Origin of the sequence: Nocardioides sp. (assembly GCF_031397825.1) — a bacterium.
Classification (GTDB): Bacteria; Actinomycetota; Actinomycetes; order Propionibacteriales; family Nocardioidaceae; genus Nocardioides.
Genome location: NZ_JANNML010000183.1, coordinates 1 through 19,280, shown reverse-complemented (window position 1 = coordinate 19,280; position 19,280 = coordinate 1). Strand labels below are relative to the sequence as shown.

The following is a 19,280-nucleotide window of genomic DNA, read 5'->3' as shown; positions in this document are numbered from 1 at the left end:
GATGATCGTCTCGGTGCCGCGCTGCGACGACTGCGCCTACCAGGCGATCCAGATCGGCTCGGACTGGTACGCCTCGACCGACTACGAGACCCACCAGACCTCGCTCACCAAGGCCCAGGCCGACACCGACCCCGACGGCGTGATGCGCTTCGTCGTCTCCGAGCGGCCCCCGGCCGACGGCGCCCCCGTCGCCAACTGGCTCGAGACCACCGGGCACCGCACCGGCTCGATGATGCTGCGCTGGCAGCGCCTCGAGCGCGACCTCTCGGCCGACGACGGCCCCACGATCCAGGTCGTCAAGGTCACCGACGTGCCCGACCTGCTCCCGCACCTCACCCCCCTCACCACCGAGGAGTACGCCGCGCGCATCGCCGCGCGCCAGCGCTCCGTTGCCCGAAGGATGATCAGTTGAGCCAGGACTCCCCCGCACTCGGACTCGCGGCCGCGCACGACACCTCGATCGAGGAGCGTTACACCCCGGTCCCCCTGCTCCAGGGCAAGGTGGTCGTCATCTCCGGCATCGGCCCCGGCCTCGGCCGGTCGCTCGCCGAGGAGGCGGCCCGGATGGGCGCCGACCTGGTGATCGCGAGCCGCACCGAGTCCCGGCTCCTCGCGCTCCAGGCCGAGCTCGAGGACCACGGCGGCAAGGTCGTCAGCGTGGTCACCGACGTGACCGACGAGGAGTCCAGGGTCAACCTGCGCGACAAGACCCTCGAGGCGTTCGGCCGCGTCGACTGCGTCATCAACAACGCGTTCACCATCCCGCCGATGGACCCGATCACCCAGATCAGCCCGCGCGCGCTCGCGAAGGTCAACGAGACCAACGTCTTCGCCCCGCTGCGGCTGTCGGCGCTCTTCGCCGACGCGCTGGCCGAGAGCAAGGGCTCGATCATCATGCTCAACTCCTGCGTCTCGTTCTCCTCCCAGCCCGAGTTCGCCGGCTACAAGCTGTCCAAGGGCGCGCTCGAGCACCTCGCCTCGTCGCTCGCCACCGAGCTGGGCCCGCGCGGGATCCGCGTCAACAGCGTCGCGCCGTCCTACATCTACGAGGACGTCAACCGCGGCTACTTCGACTTCCTCGCGGCCGTCGAGGAGAAGACCCACGAGGACGTCTACGCCGAGAAGGCCGCGCCCACCGACCTCAAGCGGCTCGCGTCGTCGGAGGAGGTCGCCCGCGCGACGCTCTTCCTCGCCAGCGACCTGGCCTCCGCGGTCACGGGGCAGATGCTCACGGTCGACTGCGGGGAGTTCCATGACTGACAACGTCATGGCACGGACCCGGCCGGACGTCGGTTCCTACGACGACATCGTGGCCGCCGCCACGCGCACCACGGGCATGACCGACACCGGCGGCGACTCCCACGAGGAGGGCCTGCGGACGCTGGTCGAGGACCTGTCCTCGCCGGAGGCCGGGCTCACCCCGCTGGGCAACTACTTCCAGCGCTCGGAGGTCAAGAGCGCGGTCGTCGGCCGTCTGCTCACCCAGGCGAAGTTCAACGAGCGGCCCGAGCACGCCGACGTCGCGATCCAGCGACCGGTCTTCGTGATGGGCCTGCCGCGCACGGGCACCACCGCGCTGCACCGGCTCCTGCACGCCGACCCCGTCGCGCAGGGCCTCGAGATGTGGATCACCCAGTTCCCCCAGCCGCGCCCGCCGCGGGACACCTGGGAGAGCGACCCGATCTTCAACGCCATGCAGCAGGCGTTCTCCGCACACCACGTGGAGTCCCCCGAGTTCATGGGGATCCACTACATGGATGCCACCTCGGTCGAGGAGTGCTGGAGGCTGCTGCGCCAGACCGGCAAGTCCAACTCCTACGAGTCGCTGGCCAACGTGCCGCGCTACACGACGTGGCTGGCGCAGCAGGACTGGACCGACGCCTACGCCCGCCACAAGCAGAACCTCCAGCTGATCGGGCTCAACGACCCCGAGAAGCGCTGGGTGCTGAAGAACCCGTCGCACATGACGGCCCTCGACGCACTCATGACGGTCTATCCCGACGCGCTGGTGGTCTACACCCACCGCGACCCCGTGGTCTGCATCGCCTCGTCGTGCTCGCTGTCGGCCGAGACGACCGCCGGTCACTCCACGACGTACGTCGGCGACGTCATCGGTCAGACCCAGCTCGACCTCTGGTCGCGCTCGTTCCATGCCTTCCACGACGCGCGCCCGGCCTACGACCAGGCGCAGTTCGCGGACGTCGCCTTCCGCGACCTCGTGTCGGAGCCGGTGGCGACGATGCGCGGCATCTACGAGCAGTTCGGCATGGACTGGACGCCTGAGGCGGAGGCCGCGATCACCGACATCGACCGCGAGTCCAAGTCGGGCTCCGCCAAGCCCTCGCACCGCTACGACCTCGCGGACTACGGCCTCACCGAGGCCCAGGTCCACACCGCCTTCGACCGATAGGGACCACCACATGAAGCGCGTCGTCGTCTGGGGCACCGGTGTCGTCGGCACCATGGTGATCGCCGAGATCATGAGGAGCCCGGCGTTCGAGCTGGTCGGTGTCGGGGTGAGCAACCCGGTCAAGGTCGGCAAGGACGCCGGCGAGCTGTGCGGCATCTCCCCCACCGGCGTCCTCGCCACGGACTCGGTGGACGAGCTCGTCGCGCTGGCACCGGACGCGCTGGTGCACTACGGCCCGACGGCGCAGCACGCCGACGACAACATCCGGGTCATGAGCGCCTTCCTCCGCGCCGGCATCGACGTCTGCTCGACCGCCATGACGCCGTGGGTGTGGCCGGGGATGAAGCAGAACCCCGCCGCCTGGATCGACCCCATCACGCAGGCGTGCGAGGAGGGCGGCGCGTCGTGCTTCACCACCGGCATCGACCCCGGCTTCGCCAACGACCTCTTCCCGCTGACCCTGATGGGGCTGTGCGGCGAGGTCACGTCGGTGCGCGCGTCCGAGCTGCTCGACTACACCGACTACGAGGGTGACTACGAGGACGAGATGGGCATCGGCCGGCCGCCGGAGTTCACCCCGCTGCTGGAGATCCCCGACCTGCTGATCATGGCGTGGGGCGCGACGGTGCCGATGATCGCGCACGCGGTCGGCATCGAGCTCGACGACATCACCACCACCTGGGAGAAGTGGGTGACGCCGACGGACCGCACGACCGCGAAGGGCGTCATCGAGGCCGGCAACGTCGCGGCGATCCGCTTCACCATCAACGGGATCTACCAGGCCCGCGAGGTGATCTCGCTCGAGCACGTCAACCGGATCGGGCTGGACGCCGCGCCGGAGTGGCCGGCCGGGTCGCAGGACGACGTCTACCGCGTCGACATCACCGGCTCACCCTCGATCAGCCAGGAGACGTCGTTCCGCTTCACCGACGGCTCGGGCCGCTCCCCCGCCGTCGCCGGCTGCCTGGCCACCGGCCTGCGCGCGCTCAACGCCGTGCCGGCCGTCAACGACCTGCCCGCCGGCTGGGTCACCGCGCTCGACCTTCCGCTGGTGCCGGGGGTGGGGACGATCCGCTGACCACGCCCTAGGCGCCGCTGCACCGGCGGGAGACCACAGCCACCGGCAGTCGCACGGAGCGCCGGATCGCGAGCCCCAGGTGGCCGCGCACCGGTCGTGTGCCCGAGACCGCGGCCAGCCGCCGCGAGCGGCACACGACCCGCGGGCCCTCTGTCCGTCCAGCACGTTCTCTCCGGGCGGCCCTCCACAGGCGCGGCGAGGCCCGGTTTGGGCGCCCCCACGCAGCGAGCAGCCTCCGGTCATGTTCACCGTCAATCCCCGCGCACTGCGGCACGCGAGCCGCGACCTCATCCGCCACGGCTTGGACGTCGACGACCGGCTCCAGGTCCCTCTGCCCGACACCGGTCGCTCCGGCTGCGCCACCCAGGAGGGTCTCGAGCGCGTGCTCGCCGAGACCACCGCGGTGGCCGACGGCCTGCGCCACCTCGGTGACGCCCTCGACGTCTTCGTCACCACCTCCTCCGGCGTCGACGGCGGCGTCGGTGGTGCGCTCGACCGGCTGCTCCCGGCGGCGACGTCATGACCCTGAGCACGTCCTTCGAGGGCGACCCCGAGTCCTGCTGGCGCACCGCGGAGCGGCTGGAGGGCCTGGCCGTCGCGGTCGAGGACGCGCGTGGCTTCGTGGCGACCCAGGCCACCTCCTCGTCCGACGACTTCGCGGGGTGGGCGGCCGACGCCTACCGGCTCAGCGCCGGACGCCTGCACGGGCAGGCGCAGCGCTGCGGGTCGGCATGCCGTGAGCTGGCAGTCGCGCTGACGGCGTTCGGCACGAGCCTCGACAAGGTCCGGCTCGCGCTGCGGCGCACCCGCGAGCTGGCCCGGCAGCACCTCGTCGTCGAGGGCGAGGAGATCCTGCACCCCGGCCCCTACGCCGACGACGGGCAGCGGCGGACCTTCGCGCTCGTCGAGGAGACCCTCCACCTGGCCCGCCAGGTCGAGCATCAGGCCCACCGCGACTGGCAGGCGGCCCTCGCCGAGCACGCCGGCACCGCACCGGTCCCGGTCGAGGTGCCCCTGCCCGGAGCGGCCCCTGCCCAGCCGGCTCCGGCGGTGCCGCCCCTCCCGGACCCCGCCGAGCCGGTCCGGCCCGCCCCGGACGACCCACCGCCAGCCGACCCTCCTGACGTCACGCTCCCGGACACATCCCCGGTCGTTGCCGCCGCAGCCGCTGCTGCGGGAGCGGCCGCAGCCGGTGTCCTGACCCGGCCACCGCGGGCCTCCCGGCCGGTCGACCTCACGCTCGTCGCACCGGTCGACGACGACTGGTCGTCAGCCACCCCCGTGCCACCGGTCGCCCCGATCCCCTGGGAGGTGCCCGATGGCCCGCGGTGACCTCGGCATCGTGCTGCCGCCACGCTGGAGGCGCCGTTCCGACCCCGACCACGGCGTGCTGGTCAGCGCTCGGTCACCCGTCCTGCCCGACAGCGGGGTGCGCCCCGAGCTGGTGCTCGCGTGCACGCGGGTCGACCAGGAGCTGGGGGCCTGGCGCGACGACGCCCTGCGTGAGCTGGCCCGACGCCTCGACGACCTCGACGTGGAGGATGAGGACGCCTTCGACCTGATGGGCCACGACGTCGTCTACCGTCGCTTCGCCCACCGCCTGGGCGCGGCCGACATCGTCAGCGAGCAGTGGGCCTGGCTGGTCGGCACGCTCGGCTTCACCCTCACCTGCTCGGTCGCCCGCGAGGACTACTGGGACTGGTGCGACGTCTTCGAGGCGATCGCCGAGACCGTCGACCTGAGCCGGGTCGCGGCCTAGGGCATGCCCGACGACAGGCTCATCCGCTCGGCGGGGTGCGCGAGGTAGTGACGACACAGCCGCAGCACCTCGTCGGGGTCGACGGCCAGCTTCTCGGCGTCCATGGTCGGGTGGCCCGAGCCGGACATGCCGGCCAGCGCGTTGGTCCCGTCGTAGCGACCACCCTCGACCTCGAAGGACAGCCAGTTGTGGATCGGGTCCTCCGCCGACCGGAAGACGTCGCTGGGCGGACGGAAGCGGTTCCAGTGCGGTCGGACGGCGCGCAGGTCGTCCCACGCGAAGGACATCGGCTCGGCCTGCGTGCGCAGCACGACCCGCTCGGGCGTGAGCAGGATGCCCTTGTCGGGCGTCATCCGGCTGCGGATGCCGCCCCACACCGCCAGCATGAAGAACACCCCGGTCGCGAAGGCGAAGAGCGACAGCACCACCGCCAGCACCAGGCGGCCGGCACCGGCACCGTCGGGTGCCTCGTCGACCGCCATCACCGGGGCGAGCAGGAGCAGGAAGCCGATCAGGAAGAAGCCGGCCATCGCGGTGAGCCTCATCGGGTGGATCGGCAGCAGGAGGCCGCGACCCTCCGGGCCGTCGTAGGGCCGGGGTGGCAGCCGCTTGCGGGTGCGGCCGAAGGGGATGGCCCCGATCGCGAAGGCGAAGAGCGCCACGAGGACGAAGGCGAGCACGTTGCCCTCGCGCAGCGCGCTGACGCCGGCGAGGAGCAGGATCGCAGCGAGGAGCAGGCACGCCCCGGCGAGGAGGTAGCGGCGGCGAGGAGCGAAGTGCCACCCCTCCCCCGCGTCGTTGCCGGAGATCGGGGTGGTGGAGGGGGTGGCGTCGTGGGTCACGCCGGGCTTCTACCCACCGCCCTCACGACGTACACCGGTGCGGCCTTGAGCTTGTCGTCGGCGCAGGACTGGCGCCGCGGCTCGCCGTTGGTCTCCTCGACGACGACCTGCCACAGCTCGCCGTCGGCGCGCAGGGAGATGGTGTCGTCGTCGTGCCCGAGGACCGTCACGTCAGCGAAGGCGAGCTCGCCGCGCAGGTGCAGCTCCGCGACCTGCTCCGCGCCGCTGCGTCCGGCCCGGCCGCGGGTGAGCAGGGCCGGCACCCGCCCCGCCTGGACCTCCTCGCACGCCCTGACCGCCGACTCCGCGTCGAGACGGCCCAGGGTCACCCCGGAGGGCAGTGCGAGCAGGGTCCCGGAGAAGCGGTGCCCACCGAGGTGGGTGGTCTCCCACGTGGCGTCGGGCCACCTGGCCGCGAGCGCGGCCGCGACGGGTCGCCCGAGCTCGGCGCAGCACACGTCACGACGACCGTTGGTGCAGACGAGCCACAGGGGTCCGTCGTACGCCGTCAGGGCGACGCCGCCGGCCGTGTCCAGCGTGAGCAGGTCCCCGACGTCGTCGAGCAGCGCGGTGCGGACGACCGGGCGCTCACCCGGTGAGACGCCGAGCGAGGCGGTGAACACCCGCACCTGCGGCGACGGATCGGTCTCGCGGCCGTGCCGGCGGATCAGCTGCACCCGGACACCCTCGAGCCCGAGCAGGTGCGCGCGCACCTCGTCGGGCAGCGCGCTCTCGGCGACGGCCTTGCGGCCCCAGGAGCCGGAGTGCTCCACGAGCAGCCAGTCGGTGTCGGTCGGAGCCGTGCCGGCCAGCGGCTCGGCGTCCGCGAGGCTGAGGGCCGCGCACCTGGTGTCCACCCCGGTATTCGACCAGACCGCGCACTAGAGTCGACCGGGTGCCCCGACTGGTGTTCCGCCCTCTGCTCGCGACCCTCGTCCTGCCGCTGGTCCTCGGGCTCGCCGGCCCGGCGGTGCCCCCTGCGGGCGCCCGCGTCGCGGACGCTGCCTCGTCGGCCTCCGCTGCCGGGGCCCGGGCCAAGCCCGACACGCTCTTCCCGCGCCAGGGCCACACCGGCTACGACGTGCGGCACTACGACGTGGGGCTGCGCTACGAGCCGGTGAGCAACCGCCTCGAGGCGTCGACCGCGATCCGGGCGGTCGCGAAGACCCCGCTGCGCTCCTTCCGGCTCGACTTCGTCGGCATGACGATCGACTCGGTCAAGGTCGACGGCGTGCCGGCACGGTGGCGGCGCACGGCCGAGCACCTGGTCGTCACCCCCCGCAAGCCGCTCGCCCAGGGCCGCTTCGTCACGACCGTGGCCTACTCCGGCACCCCGTCGGACTACACGGACGCCGACGGGTCCCAGGAGGGCTGGGTCCGCACCGTGGACGGCGCGGTCGCGCTCGGCGAGCCGGTCGGCACGATGACCTGGATCCCGTCCAACAACACCCCGGCCGACAAGGCGCGCTACACCTTCCGCATCGACGTGCCCAACACGGTGCAGGCCACGGCCAACGGCAACCTGGTCTCGCGGGAGCGGCGCGGCCTGCGCACCACCTGGACCTGGCAGGCGCGCGACCGGATGTCGACCTACCTCGCGATGGTGGCGATCGGCTCCTTCAACGTCTACCGCTCCTCGGTCGCGTCGATCACCGGCCGCACGATCCCGCTGTGGAGCTTCGTCGACACGACCAACGACACCAGCACCGCCGCCCGGGCGCTGCTGCCGAAGGTGATGAGGTTCCAGGAGAAGCTCTTCGGCGCCTACCCGATGACCTCGGGCGGGATGGTCGTCGACAACGCGGCCGTCGGCTACGCGCTGGAGACCCAGACGCGGCCGTTCTACCCGTTCTCCGTCGACGCGGCGACGCTGGTGCACGAGACCGCGCACCAGTGGTACGGCAACTCCGTCACCCTGCGCGACTGGCACGACATCTGGCTGGCCGAGGGCTTCGCGACCTACGCCGAGTGGCTCTGGGAGGGCGCGCACGGCGGGAAGTCGCCCGCCGAGCGCTTCGACGACCTCTACGCCACCCCGGCTGACGAGGGCCTGTGGCACCCGGCGCCGACGGAGTTCACCAGCTCCGCCGACCTCTTCGGCGAGCCGGTCTACAACCGGGGCGCGATGACCCTGCAGGTGCTGCGCGAGCGCATCGGCGACACCGACTTCTTCCGGTTCGTGAAGCGCTGGGCGACCCTGCACCGCCAGGCCAACGCCAGCACCCGGCAGCTCGTGAGCCTCGCCGAGCAGGTCTCCGGCGAGCAGCTCGACGGGCTCTTCGCCGACTGGCTCGAGCTGGACGGTCGACCGGCCGGCTACTGAGCCGTCGGCTTCGTCTGCCGCAGCGTCAGCCAGAGGCTCAGGGCGACGTAGTAGACGAGGTAGCCGACCGACCCGGCGACGACGAGCGCCTGGGGGTCCGGCAGCTGGGCGACGATCACGGCGTAGGAGACGAACCACAGCGCGGTCAGCACGAACGTCAGCTGCCACAGCGCCTCGGTGCGCGAGGGGTAGACGTAGCGGATCGGGACGAAGACCAGCACCGTGCAGACGAGGATCGCGACCGCGGTCGCGGTCGTGCCCATGCCGGTGGCGATGACGTAGAACGCCAGGACGTTCCAATAGCTGGGGAAGCCCAGGAAGAAGTGCTCGCCCTCGACGACCGGCTTGGCGTCGGTGCGGCAGAACTGCACGCACGAGGCCATGAGCGGCACCGCGGCGACGATCCCACCGAAGGTGCCGTCGGGCAGGTAGCCGTTGGCCCACAGCAGCGCCATCGGCGCGAGCACGTAGGTCATGTAGTCGACGATGTTGTCGAGCAGCGCCCCGTCGAAGCCGGGCACCAGCTCCTTGACCCGGAAGCGTCGCGCGAGCATCCCGTCGGTGCCGTCGACGAACATCGCCGCGAAGAAGAGCCACAGCACGGTGTCGACGTCGCCGCGGTAGGAGTAGTGGACCATCAGCAGCGCCAGCACGGAGCCGGTCGCGGTGTAGGTGTGCACGGCAGCGGCGGCGAGCCACTGGGTCCGGCTGTGGGGCGGTGGTGCGGGCGTGGTGGTCATGGGCGGCCTCCGACCCAGGTCTGGGCGACGATCGGCGTGCCGGGGCGGTAGGCGAGGTGGACGTGACTGGGAGCGTCGAGGACGACGAGGTCGGCGCGCTTGCCGGGGGCGAGGACCCCGACGTCGTCGCGGCCGAGGGCGGCCGCGCCGGTCGCCGTGGCGGCGCGCAACGCCTCGGCGGGGGTCATCCCCATCTCCCGGACCGCCAGCGCGATGCAGAAGGGGATGGAGGAGGTGAAGCAGGAGCCGGGGTTGCAGTCGCTGGCGATCGCGACCCGCACGCCGGCGTCGAGGAGCGCCCGGGCGTCGGGGTAGGGCTGGCGGGTGGAGAACTCGACGCCGGGCAGCAGCGTCGCGATCGTGCCCGAGTCGCGCAGGGCGTCGACGTCGGCGGCGCTCAGGTGGGTGCAGTGGTCCACGGCGTGCAGGCCCAGCTCCGCAGCGAGGCATACGCCGGGCCCCGCGGTGAGCTGGTTGGCGTGCAGGCGGGGCAGCAGGCCGGCCGCGCGACCCGCTTCCAGCACCGTGCGCGCCTGGTCCCCGTCGAAGGCGCCCTCCTCGCAGAACACGTCGATCCACCGGGCGTGCGGCGCGGCGGCCTCGAGCATCGGGCCGGTGACCAGGGCGACGTAGTCCTCGACGGCGGTGCCCTCGGGCACGACGTGGGCGCCGAGGAAGGTCGTCTCCTCGGTGAACTGACGCGCGACGGCCAGGCTGCGTGCCTCGTCGTGGACGCTCAGGCCGTAGCCGCTCTTGATCTCGACGGTCGTGGTGCCCTGGCCGCGCATCTCGGCCACGAGGCTCCCGACACGGGCGGTGAGCTGCTCGTCGCTGGCCCCGCGGGTGGCGGCGACGGTGGTGCGGATGCCGCCGGCGGCGTAGGCCTGCCCCGCCATGCGGGCGGCGAACTCCTCGGCACGGTCGCCGGCGAACACCAGGTGGCTGTGGCTGTCGACGAAGCCCGGCACGACCGCGCGGCCGGCGAGGTCCACCTGGGCGTCGGCGGCGGGTGCGTCGGCGAGGTGGCCGACCCAGGCGACCCGGGCGCCCTCGACGACCAACGCCGCCTGGTGCAGGACCTCGGCGCCGGCGGGGTCGTGGGTCGTGAGCTCGCCGATGTTGGTCAGGAGCGTGCTCGTCACCACGCCCTCCTCACCTGCCTCACGCCCACAGCCTCTCGATCACGACGGCGAGGTCGCGACCGACCTGCTCGCGATCACCCTGCTGGAAGACGACGCGTCCGTCGACCACGACATGCGTGATGTCGGCAGCGGTTGCGGCGAAGACGGCCGTGTGGGCGTCGGCGCCGGTGCCGGCGGTGCGCGGGCTGGCGGTGTCGACGGTCACCAGGTCGGCCCGTTGGCCGACCGCGATCGCGCCCGCGTCGGGGAAGCCGAGGCTGGCGTGGCCGTGGACGGTCGCGGCGTCCAGGAGCTCGTGGGCGGTCCAGTGACCGCGGCTGCGGGTGGCCAGCCGCTCGTCCATCTCGACCGCGCGCATCTCCTCGAAGAGGTCGATCACCGCGTGGCTGTCGGAGCCGAGCGTCAGCGGGCTGCCGGCGTCGTAGAGGTGCCGGCTGGGGCCGACCCCGTCGCCGAGGTCGCGCTCGGTCGTGGGGCAGAAGCACGCGTAGGTGCGGGTGCTGCCGAGGTGGGTGAGGTCGTCCTCCATCAGGTGCGTCGCGTGCACCGCGCTGGTCAGCGGCCCCAGGACGCCGTGGTCGGCGAGGAGCTGGGTCGGTGTGGCGCCGTAGGCCGCGATGCAGGCGTCGTTCTCGGCCGTCTGCTCCGAGAGGTGCACGTGCAGCGGCCGCCCGGCCGCGGCCTCGACGACGGTCGCGAGGTGCTCGTCGGGCACCGCGCGCACCGAGTGGATGGCCGCACCGACCACGGTGGCGTCGTCGGCTCGCAGCGCCACCATGCGCTGCGCCCACCGCTCGGCGTCACCGTCGGAGTAGCGCCGCTGCACTCCCTGGACCGGCTCGCCGAAACCGCTGCTGAGGTAGCAGGTGTCGAGCAGGGCGATCCGGATCCCGACGTCCTGTGCCGCCGCGACCAGGGCGTGGCCCATCGCGTTGGGGTCGTCGTACGGCGTGCCGTCGGGCTGGTGGTGCAGGTAGTGGAACTCGCCCACGGTCGTGATCCCCGCGGCCAACATCTCGGCGAAGACCGCCCGCGCCAGCGCGTGGTAGCTGTCGGGGTCCAGCGCCTCCGCCACCTCGTACATCTGATCGCGCCACGTCCAGAACGTCCCCCGGTGCCGCTGGGTGCGCCCGCGCAGCGCCCGGTGGAACGCGTGGCTGTGCCCGTTGGCGAGACCGGGGAGGGTCAGGCCGGGCAGGGTGGGCGCGGCTCCGGTCATGGCGCTGGGCCGGCCTCCGGGCGCGACCCGGGTGAACCGGCCGTCCTCGATCACCACCAGCACGTCGTCGTGCACGGCGCCGTCGACCCACGCCCGCTCCAGGACGTACGACGAGCCCGTCGCGGCGGTCATCGCGGCGGTCATCGCGGGGGTCATCGCGCCAGCCGCTCGAGCGTGTCGGCGAGTGCCGAGACGCCCACGAGGCAGTCGGGGAGCTCGGCGGACTCGGCCGGGGAGTGCGAGACACCGGTGGGGTTGCGCACGAAGAGCATCGCGGTGGGGATGCCGGCGGCCGAGAGGATGCCGGCATCGTGGCCGGCCTCGGTGGGGATGACCGGCCAGTCGCCGCCGGCGTGGTCGACCGCGACCGAGCGGGCCAGCGACGCGTCGAACGCCACCGAGACCGAGACCGACTCGGCGGTGACGACGAGCGCGGTGCCGTCGCGCTCGGCCCGCTCGCTCGCCTGCCGGGTCACCACCGCCACGAGGTCGGCCAGTTCCGCGTCGGAGGCGCACCGCGCGTCGAGCCACGCGGTCACCCGCGACGGCACGGCGTTGGTGCCGTTGGGCTCGACCTCGACCCGGCCGAAGGTCGCGCGGGACCCCGACAGCCGGGCCTGCTTGTTGGCGGCGAGAGCGGTCATCGCATAGGTCAGCATCGGGTCTGCCCGGTCCTCCATGCGCGTGGTGCCGGCGTGGTTGGCCTCGCCGGTGAGGTCGAAACGGTAGCGGCCGTGCGGCCAGATCTCGCTGGCCACCCCGACCGCGGCACCCCGGTCGACCAGGTCGCGGCCCTGCTCGACGTGCAGCTCCACGAAGGTGCCCACGCCCGACAGGTCGAGCAGCCCACCCTCAGTGGCGCCGGGCAGACCCACCGACGCCAGCGCGTCGCCGAGGAACACCCCGTCGCGGTCGCGCAGCTCCTGGGCGTCTGCCCACGACAGCGCGCCGGTCGCGAGCCGCGAGCCCAGGCAGGCAAGCCCGAAGCGCGAGCCCTCCTCCTCGGCGAAGACCGACACCCCGATCCGCCGCTGCGGCCGCACCCCGCGCGAGCGCAGCAGGTCGAGCGCCGCGAGGGCGGAGACGACGCCGAGCGGGCCGTCGTAGGCCCCACCGTCGAGCACCGAGTCGAGGTGCGAGCCGGTCAGCAGGGCCGGTGCAGCCGCGCCGACGCCGACCGGGTCCCACCACGCGACCACGTTGCCGACGCCGTCGGCCTCGACCTCGAGCCCGCGGGCGGCCACCTGCTCGCCGAACCACGCGCGCAGCTCGGTCTCGGCGCCGAGGAAGGGCTGACGGAAGTAGCCACCGGACGCGGACGAGCGACCGATCGGGGCCAGCTCGGCCCACATCCGCTCGAAGTCGTCAGCCATGGTGCGACCCATACTGGGGCACATGGAGTTCCAGGACGTCGTCAGGCGCCGCAAGATGGTCCGCCGCTACTCCGAGGAGCCCGTCGACCCTGCCCTCGTCGACCGCGCGCTCGACAACGCGACCCGCGCGCCCAATGCCGGTTTCAGCCAGGGCTGGGCCTTCCTGCGGCTCGACACCCCCGACGACGTACGACGCTTCTGGGCCGCCTCCACCGACGCCGCGAGCCTCGAGCAGCCCAGTGCCTGGCTCGCGGGGCTCATGACGGCTCCGGTCGTGATCGTGCCGTGCTCGAGCAAGGCGGCCTACCTCGACCGCTACGCCGAGCCGGACAAGGGCTGGACCGATCGCGACGAGACCCGCTGGGCCAAGCCCTTCTGGCACATGGACGCCGCCATGGCCTCGCTGCTGATCCTCCAGACGGTGACCGACGCCGGGCTCGGCGCGTGCTTCTTCGGCGTGCACGCCGCCCACGAGCCGCGACTGCGCGCGGAGCTCGGCATCCCCGAGGACCACGACCCGGTCGGCGTCATCACCATCGGCCACCTTCCCGACGACAGCGCCACGCGCAGCGGGTCGCCGACGCGACGCGCTCGCACGCCGTGGCGGGACGTGGTGCACCACGGTCACTGGGGAGGCCGCGAGGGGCAGACGGGTCACTGACCCAGTCCACCGGGCCGGGTGACCGCGGTCAACGACTCCGGGAGCCACCGGCGTCTCGCATCCGAGACCGGCTCCCAAGCGGTAGCGTCACCGCATGACCTTGAGGGAGGGGGAGCGGTCGCCCGCGCGCAGGCACGAGCGCGCGGTGGCCAAGCTCCAGGCGCTCGTGCGGATCCCGACGGTGAGCGACCGTGACCCGGCCCTCGTCGACGACGTGGCGTTCGACCTCTTCCTCGAGGAGCTCGCCCGGCAGTTCCCCGTGCTCCACGAGCGGCTCGAGCTGACCCGCGTCGACACCCACGGGCTGCTCTTCCACTGGCGCGGGGAGAGCAGCGCGCGCCCGGTGGTGCTCATGGCCCACCTCGACGTCGTGCCGGTCGAGGGCACCTGGCAGCACCCGGCGTTCTCCGGCGAGGTCGTCGACGGCGTCATCTGGGGCAGGGGGACGCTCGACGACAAGGGGTCGCTGGTCGCGATCTGCGAGGCGGTCGAGTCGCTGTTGGAGCGCGACGTGGTGCCGGCGCAGGACGTGTGGCTCTCCTTCGGCTGCAACGAGGAGGTCTCCGGCACCTCCGCGGTGCTCGCGGTCGAGGAGCTGCGGCGCCGCGGAGTCGAGCCGTGGTTCGTCCTCGACGAGGGCGGCGCGGTCGCGAGCGAGGCGTTCCCCGGGGTGAAGGCCCCGATCGGCGTCATCGGCCTGACCGAGAAGGGCGTCACGTCGGTCGAGCTGCGGGTGGAGGGACGCGGCGGCCACGCCAGCACGCCGAGCCGGATGGGGCCGACCGCCCGCCTGGCCCGCGCGATCGTGCGCCTCGACCGCTCCCCGATGGCCCCGCGCACCCCGTCCCCGACGGTCGAGCTCTTCCGCCGGATGGCGCCGCACGGCCCGCTCCCGCTGAGGCCGGTCTTCGCCAACGCCGCGCGACTCAAGCCGCTGCTGACCCGCGCGCTGCTCGCCGCCGGCCCCGAGCCCGGCGCCATGACGCGCACGACGTTCGCCGTCACGACCCTCTCGGGCTCCCCGGCCCTCAACGTGATCGCCGCGACCGCCAAGGCCGGCGTCAACATCCGGATCATGGTCGGCGACACCGTCGACGACGTGCTCGACCACGTGCGCTCGGTCGTCGCCGACGACCAGGTCCACATCGACGTGGTGGAGCGCAGCGAGCCGAGCCCGGTCTCCCCGATGGACAACGCCTTCGAGCTGCTGGAGGCCACGATCGGCGAGGTCTTCCCCGACGCCGTCCCCTCGCCCTACGTGATGATGGCGGCCACCGATTCGCGCTTCTTCACCGAGATCTGCGAGCGGGTCTACCGCTTCGCGCCGTTCCGGATGACCAAGGCCCAGCGCGAGGCCATCCACAGCTTCGACGAGCACCTCGGCGTCGAGGCGTTCCTCGACGGCGTCTCGTGGTACGAGCTGCTGATCAAGAGGCTGCCCCGATGAGCACCGGTCCCGGCCCCCTGAGCACCGTCCGGCCCGCCGCTCAGGGCCTCGCCCTCGTGGTCGGCTTCCTGGTCGCGGTCGAGGTCGCGAGCGGGGTGCTCCAGGGTTACTACACGCCGATCTTCCCGCAGATCGCCGACCACCTGAGCATCAGCGAGGGCGACGTCAACTGGTTCGAGGCGGCCCAGCTGATCGTCAGCGCGCTGTGCGTCCCGCTCCTCGCGCGCCTCGCCGACCTGGTCGGGCACCAGCGGGTGCTGCTGCTCTCGACGGCCGTCACGGCACTCGGCTCCTGGGTCCTCGCCTTCGCGCCGTCGTTCTCGACGTTCCTGATCGGCTGGGCGCTGCAGGGCGCCTACGTCGTGTGGTTGCCGCTCGAGGTCGCGATCATCCACCGCCGCACCCGCGACTCGGGGCGCCAGGAGCTGCTCACCCGGCGCGGAGCGGCCGTGCTGGTCGGCGCGCTCGAGCTGGCCGTCATCATCGGCGCGCTCAGCAGCGGGCTGCTGGTCGACACCCTCGACATGAACCTGATCCTGGCGATCCCGGCCATGGTCGTGACCGCGGTCTTCTTCGTGATCCTCGTGGGCGTGGAGAACTCCCCCGGCGAGGCCACCGGTGGCATCGACTGGACCGGGCTCGGGCTGATCACGCTGGCACTCGGCCTGGTGATGGCCGGCTTCGTGGTGCTCCGCCTCCAGGGTGTCGGCAGCCCGCTCGCCTGGGCGCTGGTGGTCGCGGGCCTCGCGGCTCTGGCGCCGTTCTGGCGCTACGAGGCCGCACAGGCCGAGCCGATCGTCGACGTGCGCCTCCTGGCGACGCCGCAGCAGTGGCCGGTGCAGGTCACCGCCTTCCTCTTCGGCATCCCGGTGCTCGGTGGGCAGATCCCGCTCTCCACCTTCGCGCAGGCCGACCCCGACGTGCGCGGCTATGGGCTCGGGGCCGACTCGGCGTTCGTCTCGACCCTGATCGGCGTCTACGTCATCACGCTGGCGATCGGCGCCTTCACGCTGCCGCTCACCTCGCGCTGGCTCGGCGTACGACGGGCGCTGATGGTGTCCTGCCTGCTGGTGGCTCTCGGCTACGCCCTGTGGATCCCCTTCCACGACAGCACCGGCCAGGCCCTGCTCAACATGGGCATCGCCGGCCTCGGATCAGGCGCCCTCGTCGCTGCCCTGCCGGCCGCCGCGGCGGCTGCTGCGCCACCCGACCGCACCGGCTTCGCGACCGGCATGACCAACGCGACCAAGACCGTCGGCGGCGCGATCGCCTCCTCGATCTTCGCGATCGCCCTGGCCAGCAAGGGGATCGAGGGCGTCACCGAGGCCGAGGCCCCGCTGTCGGGATACCTCACGGTGTGGGCGGTCTGCTCGGTCGCCTCGCTGCTCGCGGCGCTCTCGCTGCTGGCGGCACCCAAGCACGCCTTCTCCGACCGGCCTCAGAGCGTGCGCGCGAACAGTCCGTCCAGCTCGACGTAGTGCCGCTCAGCCGCTGCCTCGTCCCACATCGCGGTGTCGGCCATCGTGTAGCCGTGGGCCGCCCCGGGGTAGACCTCGTTGCTGGCGTGCAGGCCCGCGGCCGCGATCGCCTCGCCCAGGGCCACCACGGCCTCGGGCGGCATCGAGCTGTCATGGTCGGCGTGACCGAGGACCAGCTCGGCGCGAGCGTCCGCCAGCGCCAGGTGCGGGCTGTCGACCTCGTCGGTGACCAGCCCGCCGCCGTGGAAGCCACCGCACGCGGCGACGACGTCGGGGTGCGCGCCCGCGGCCCGGATCGCCAGCCGTGCGCCCATGCAGTAACCCGTGACCCCGATCGGCCCGGTGCCGACGCCGTCGAGGCCGCGCAGCGTGTCGACGTACGCCGCGATGTCGGCGAGCGCGAGGTCGGAGGTGAGGGCGCCGACGCGTGGCATGGCGACCTTGAAGAAGGCCTCGCGCTCGGCAGGGTCGGTGAGGTCGCCGGTCGGGGCCAGGTCGGCCACCGTGCCGTCGCGGTGGAAGACGTGGGGCGCGAGCACGACGTGGCCCCAGCTCGCGATCCGGTCGCACATCGCGGCGATCTGCGGGCGCAGCCCGATCGCGTCCATGAAGAGCAGCACGCCCGGCAGGGCACCGATGTCCGGGGTCGCGGGCGGGCGGGCGACGTAGGCCTCCGCGGTGCCACCGGGCACGAGGATGTCGATCAGGTCCATGCCCAGCAACCTAACCAGTGCTCACACACCACCTCGTAGACTCGGACGCGTCATCACAGCCGCGGAGGTGACCCATGACCCACGACGACGAGCCCCTCGAGGTCGAGCGCGTCGACAAGCTGCCCCTCAAGGACAAGCGCACGGGCCTGACGGCCGCCCAGACGCGCATCGCCAACCAGTCCTCCTGGGTCGACCAGCAGATCCGGGTCGCGATGGCCAAGGGCGAGTTCGACGACCTCCCCGGCGCAGGCAAGCCGATCGAGGGACTCGGGCGCGACCACGACCCCGACTGGTGGCTCAAGAAGCTCGTCGAGCGGGAGAACATCACCGTCCTGCCACCGTCGCTCCAGCTCCGCAAGGACGACGCCGAGCTCGACGTCCGCCTCGACGGTCTCTTCACCGACACCGAGGTGCGCCGAGAGGTCGAGGACTTCAACGCCCGCGTGATCCGGGCACGCTACTCCCCTCAGGACGGCCAGCCGCCGCTGGTCACCATGCCCCGTGACGTCGACGAGACGGTCGCGGCCTGGCGCGAGCGACGCGAGGAGCGGGCCGCCACGGCCCGGGCCCGGCGCGAGGAGCAGCAGGCCGAGGCGCCGCAGCGCCGCCGATGGTGGCGACAGCGGCGACGGGACTGAGCGCCGAGAGATCCGTCATACCCGGGCGGTGTCCGCCGCTGGTACTTTCCGCGCATGACCGGTTCCTCGCGCAGTGCCAAGGACTTCTTCCGCCCCCTCGCGGTCGGAGCACCCACCCCGCTCACGGAGGTCCCGGCCCGCCCCAGCCGTGCGATCCACTTCTTCGACCCGAGCAACGAGAAGATGGCGGCCAAGATCCCCGCCATGGTCGGCACCGTCGACGTCCTCCTCGGCAACCTCGAGGACGCGGTCAAGGCCGACAACAAGGTCGCCGCGCGCGAGGGGCTCGTGCGCATCGCGCAGGCCACCGACTTCGGTCCGACCCAGCTCTGGACCCGCATCAACTCGCTCGACAGCCCCTGGGTGCTCGACGACCTCACCACCCTGGTGCCCGCGATCGGCGACAAGCTCGACGTGATCATGGTCCCGAAGGTGCAGGGCGCCGAGGACATCCACTACGTCGACCGGCTGCTCGCCCAGCTCGAGGCCAAGGCCGGGCTCGACCGGCCGATCCTGATCCACGCCATCCTGGAGACCGCGCGCGGCGTGGCATCAGTGGAGGAGATCTGCGGCGCCAGCCCCCGCATGCAGGGCCTCTCCCTCGGGCCGGCCGACCTCGCGGCCGACCGCCGGATGAAGACGACCCGCGTCGGCGGCGGCCACCCGGGCTACCTGGTGCGCCAGGACCCCACCGTCAAGGACGGCGTCACCGACATCGAGGGCCAGCGCACGACCTACCAGCAGGACCTGTGGCACTACACCATCGCCCGCATGGTCGACGCCTGCGCGATGCACGGCATCTACCCCTACTACGGCCCCTTCGGCGACATCGCCGACGTGGTGGCCTGCGAGGACCAGTTCCGCAACGCCTTCCTGCTCGGCTGCGTCGGCACCTGGAGCCTGCACCCCCAGCAGATCGCCATCGCCAACCGGGTCTTCAGCCCCTCGGTCGAGGACATCCGGCATGCCCGCCGCGTGGTCGCGGCCATGGGCGACGGCACCGGCGCGGTGATGCTCGACGGCAAGATGGAGGACGACGCCTCGCTCAAGCAGTGCCTGGTGATGGTCGAGCTGGCCGAGGAACTGGCCGCGATCGACCCCGAGCTGAAGAAGCAGTACGACGCCATCGGCACCGGCCAAGCGGGTCACGAATGAGCCTCGACGACGAGTTCAGTCCTCGGCGCTCCGTGCTCTACATGACCTCGTACATCGAGCGCGCTCTGGAGTAGTCCACATCGTTCCCCTGCGACGGGCTGATCCTCGACCTGGAGGACGCCGTCGCTCCCGACGCCAAGCCGGCGGCCCGCGAGTCGGCCTGCGCCGCGGTGCGGTCGGGTGCGTACGGCAAGCGCGAGCTGGCGATCCGGGTCAACGGCGCCGACACCGAGTGGCACGTCGACGACATGGCCGCGGCGTGCGCAGCCGGCCCGGACGCGATCGTCGTACCCAAGGTCAAC

The 19,280-nt window shown here is 72.5% G+C and carries 20 protein-coding genes and 1 pseudogene; 14 read left to right on the top strand and 7 right to left on the bottom strand.

What is annotated here, in order from left to right:
* From RMN98_RS15750 to RMN98_RS15720, 7 genes and pseudogenes are all read left to right on the top strand, one after another.
* Positions 1–412, top strand: a pseudogene (locus tag RMN98_RS15750) (hypothetical protein); the annotation flags it as partial.
* Complete coding sequence (locus tag RMN98_RS15745; protein WP_309649765.1) at positions 409–1,260, top strand: SDR family oxidoreductase; 852 nt, start codon at positions 409–411, stop codon at positions 1,258–1,260. The pseudogene RMN98_RS15750 and the gene RMN98_RS15745, both read left to right, overlap by 4 nt.
* Positions 1,253–2,410 (top strand): sulfotransferase, encoded by a 1,158-nt coding sequence (locus RMN98_RS15740; RefSeq protein WP_309649764.1) that lies wholly within the window; start codon positions 1,253–1,255, stop codon positions 2,408–2,410. The genes RMN98_RS15745 and RMN98_RS15740 overlap by 8 nt, the downstream gene beginning before the upstream one ends.
* Before the next feature lie 10 nt (positions 2,411–2,420).
* Positions 2,421–3,488, top strand: a complete 1,068-nt coding sequence (locus RMN98_RS15735; RefSeq protein WP_309649763.1) for a diacylglycerol kinase — start codon at positions 2,421–2,423, stop codon at positions 3,486–3,488.
* 241 nt (positions 3,489–3,729) lie between these two features.
* A complete protein-coding gene (locus RMN98_RS15730; protein WP_309649762.1) occupies positions 3,730–4,011 on the top strand; it encodes a hypothetical protein in 282 nt (93 codons plus the stop codon).
* Positions 4,008–4,820: a hypothetical protein gene (locus RMN98_RS15725; RefSeq protein ID WP_309649761.1), complete on the top strand. Its 813-nt coding sequence runs from the start codon at positions 4,008–4,010 to the stop codon at positions 4,818–4,820. Before RMN98_RS15730 ends, RMN98_RS15725 begins: the two co-directional genes overlap by 4 nt.
* Positions 4,807–5,247, top strand: a complete 441-nt coding sequence (locus RMN98_RS15720) for a hypothetical protein (protein WP_309649760.1) — start codon at positions 4,807–4,809, stop codon at positions 5,245–5,247. Before RMN98_RS15725 ends, RMN98_RS15720 begins: the two co-directional genes overlap by 14 nt.
* Here the strand turns inward: RMN98_RS15720 and RMN98_RS15715 are convergent.
* Positions 5,244–6,089, bottom strand: coding sequence for a hypothetical protein (locus RMN98_RS15715; protein ID WP_309649759.1), 846 nt, complete (start codon positions 6,087–6,089; stop codon positions 5,244–5,246). The genes RMN98_RS15720 and RMN98_RS15715 overlap by 4 nt on opposite strands.
* Entirely contained in the window at positions 6,086–6,946 is an 861-nt protein-coding gene (locus tag RMN98_RS15710; protein WP_309649758.1) for a sucrase ferredoxin, read from the bottom strand. Before RMN98_RS15710 ends, RMN98_RS15715 begins: the two co-directional genes overlap by 4 nt.
* 38 nt (positions 6,947–6,984) lie before the next feature.
* Here RMN98_RS15710 and RMN98_RS15705 point away from each other — a divergent pair, with 38 nt between their 5' ends.
* Positions 6,985–8,412 (top strand): M1 family metallopeptidase, encoded by a 1,428-nt coding sequence (locus RMN98_RS15705; protein ID WP_309649757.1) that lies wholly within the window; start codon positions 6,985–6,987, stop codon positions 8,410–8,412.
* Here the strand turns inward: RMN98_RS15705 and RMN98_RS15700 are convergent.
* The 4 genes from RMN98_RS15700 to RMN98_RS15685 are packed head-to-tail and all read right to left on the bottom strand — an operon-like array spanning position 8,406 to position 12,886.
* Entirely contained in the window at positions 8,406–9,152 is a 747-nt protein-coding gene (locus RMN98_RS15700; protein ID WP_309649756.1) for a CDP-diacylglycerol O-phosphatidyltransferase, read from the bottom strand. The genes RMN98_RS15705 and RMN98_RS15700 overlap by 7 nt on opposite strands.
* Entirely contained in the window at positions 9,149–10,294 is a 1,146-nt protein-coding gene (gene hutI, locus RMN98_RS15695; RefSeq protein WP_309649755.1) for an imidazolonepropionase, read from the bottom strand. The genes RMN98_RS15700 and hutI overlap by 4 nt, the downstream gene beginning before the upstream one ends.
* Positions 10,295–10,313: 19 nt before the next feature.
* Positions 10,314–11,669: a formimidoylglutamate deiminase gene (locus RMN98_RS15690; protein ID WP_309649754.1), complete on the bottom strand. Its 1,356-nt coding sequence runs from the start codon at positions 11,667–11,669 to the stop codon at positions 10,314–10,316.
* Positions 11,666–12,886 (bottom strand): allantoate amidohydrolase, encoded by a 1,221-nt coding sequence (locus tag RMN98_RS15685; RefSeq protein ID WP_309649753.1) that lies wholly within the window; start codon positions 12,884–12,886, stop codon positions 11,666–11,668. The genes RMN98_RS15690 and RMN98_RS15685 overlap by 4 nt, the downstream gene beginning before the upstream one ends.
* Positions 12,887–12,908: 22 nt before the next feature.
* On the opposite strand from RMN98_RS15685, the gene RMN98_RS15680 reads away from it, so the two are divergent.
* From RMN98_RS15680 to RMN98_RS15670, 3 genes are all read left to right on the top strand, one after another.
* Positions 12,909–13,547: a nitroreductase family protein gene (locus RMN98_RS15680; protein ID WP_309649752.1), complete on the top strand. Its 639-nt coding sequence runs from the start codon at positions 12,909–12,911 to the stop codon at positions 13,545–13,547.
* A 94-nt stretch (positions 13,548–13,641) separates the two neighbouring features.
* Positions 13,642–14,994, top strand: a complete 1,353-nt coding sequence (locus tag RMN98_RS15675; RefSeq protein WP_309649751.1) for a M20/M25/M40 family metallo-hydrolase — start codon at positions 13,642–13,644, stop codon at positions 14,992–14,994.
* Entirely contained in the window at positions 14,991–16,472 is a 1,482-nt protein-coding gene (locus RMN98_RS15670; protein ID WP_309649750.1) for an MFS transporter, read from the top strand. Before RMN98_RS15675 ends, RMN98_RS15670 begins: the two co-directional genes overlap by 4 nt.
* On the opposite strand, the gene RMN98_RS15665 is transcribed toward RMN98_RS15670, so the two are convergent.
* Positions 16,433–17,185: a dienelactone hydrolase family protein gene (locus RMN98_RS15665; RefSeq protein WP_309649749.1), complete on the bottom strand. Its 753-nt coding sequence runs from the start codon at positions 17,183–17,185 to the stop codon at positions 16,433–16,435. The two genes, RMN98_RS15670 and RMN98_RS15665, sit on opposite strands and share 40 nt — an antisense overlap.
* A gap of 74 nt (positions 17,186–17,259) precedes the next feature.
* Between RMN98_RS15665 and RMN98_RS15660 the strand changes: the two genes are divergently transcribed.
* From RMN98_RS15660 to RMN98_RS15650, 3 genes are all read left to right on the top strand, one after another.
* The gene (locus RMN98_RS15660) at positions 17,260–17,823 is read left to right on the top strand and encodes a DUF1992 domain-containing protein (protein WP_309649748.1); all 564 of its coding nucleotides are present in this window, start codon (positions 17,260–17,262) and stop codon (positions 17,821–17,823) included.
* 54 nt (positions 17,824–17,877) lie between these two features.
* The gene (locus RMN98_RS15655) at positions 17,878–18,978 is read left to right on the top strand and encodes a CoA ester lyase (protein ID WP_309649747.1); all 1,101 of its coding nucleotides are present in this window, start codon (positions 17,878–17,880) and stop codon (positions 18,976–18,978) included.
* Positions 18,979–19,076: 98 nt separating this feature from the next.
* The coding region (locus RMN98_RS15650; protein ID WP_309649766.1) for an aldolase/citrate lyase family protein at positions 19,077–19,280 on the top strand (204 nt) is incomplete at its 3' end.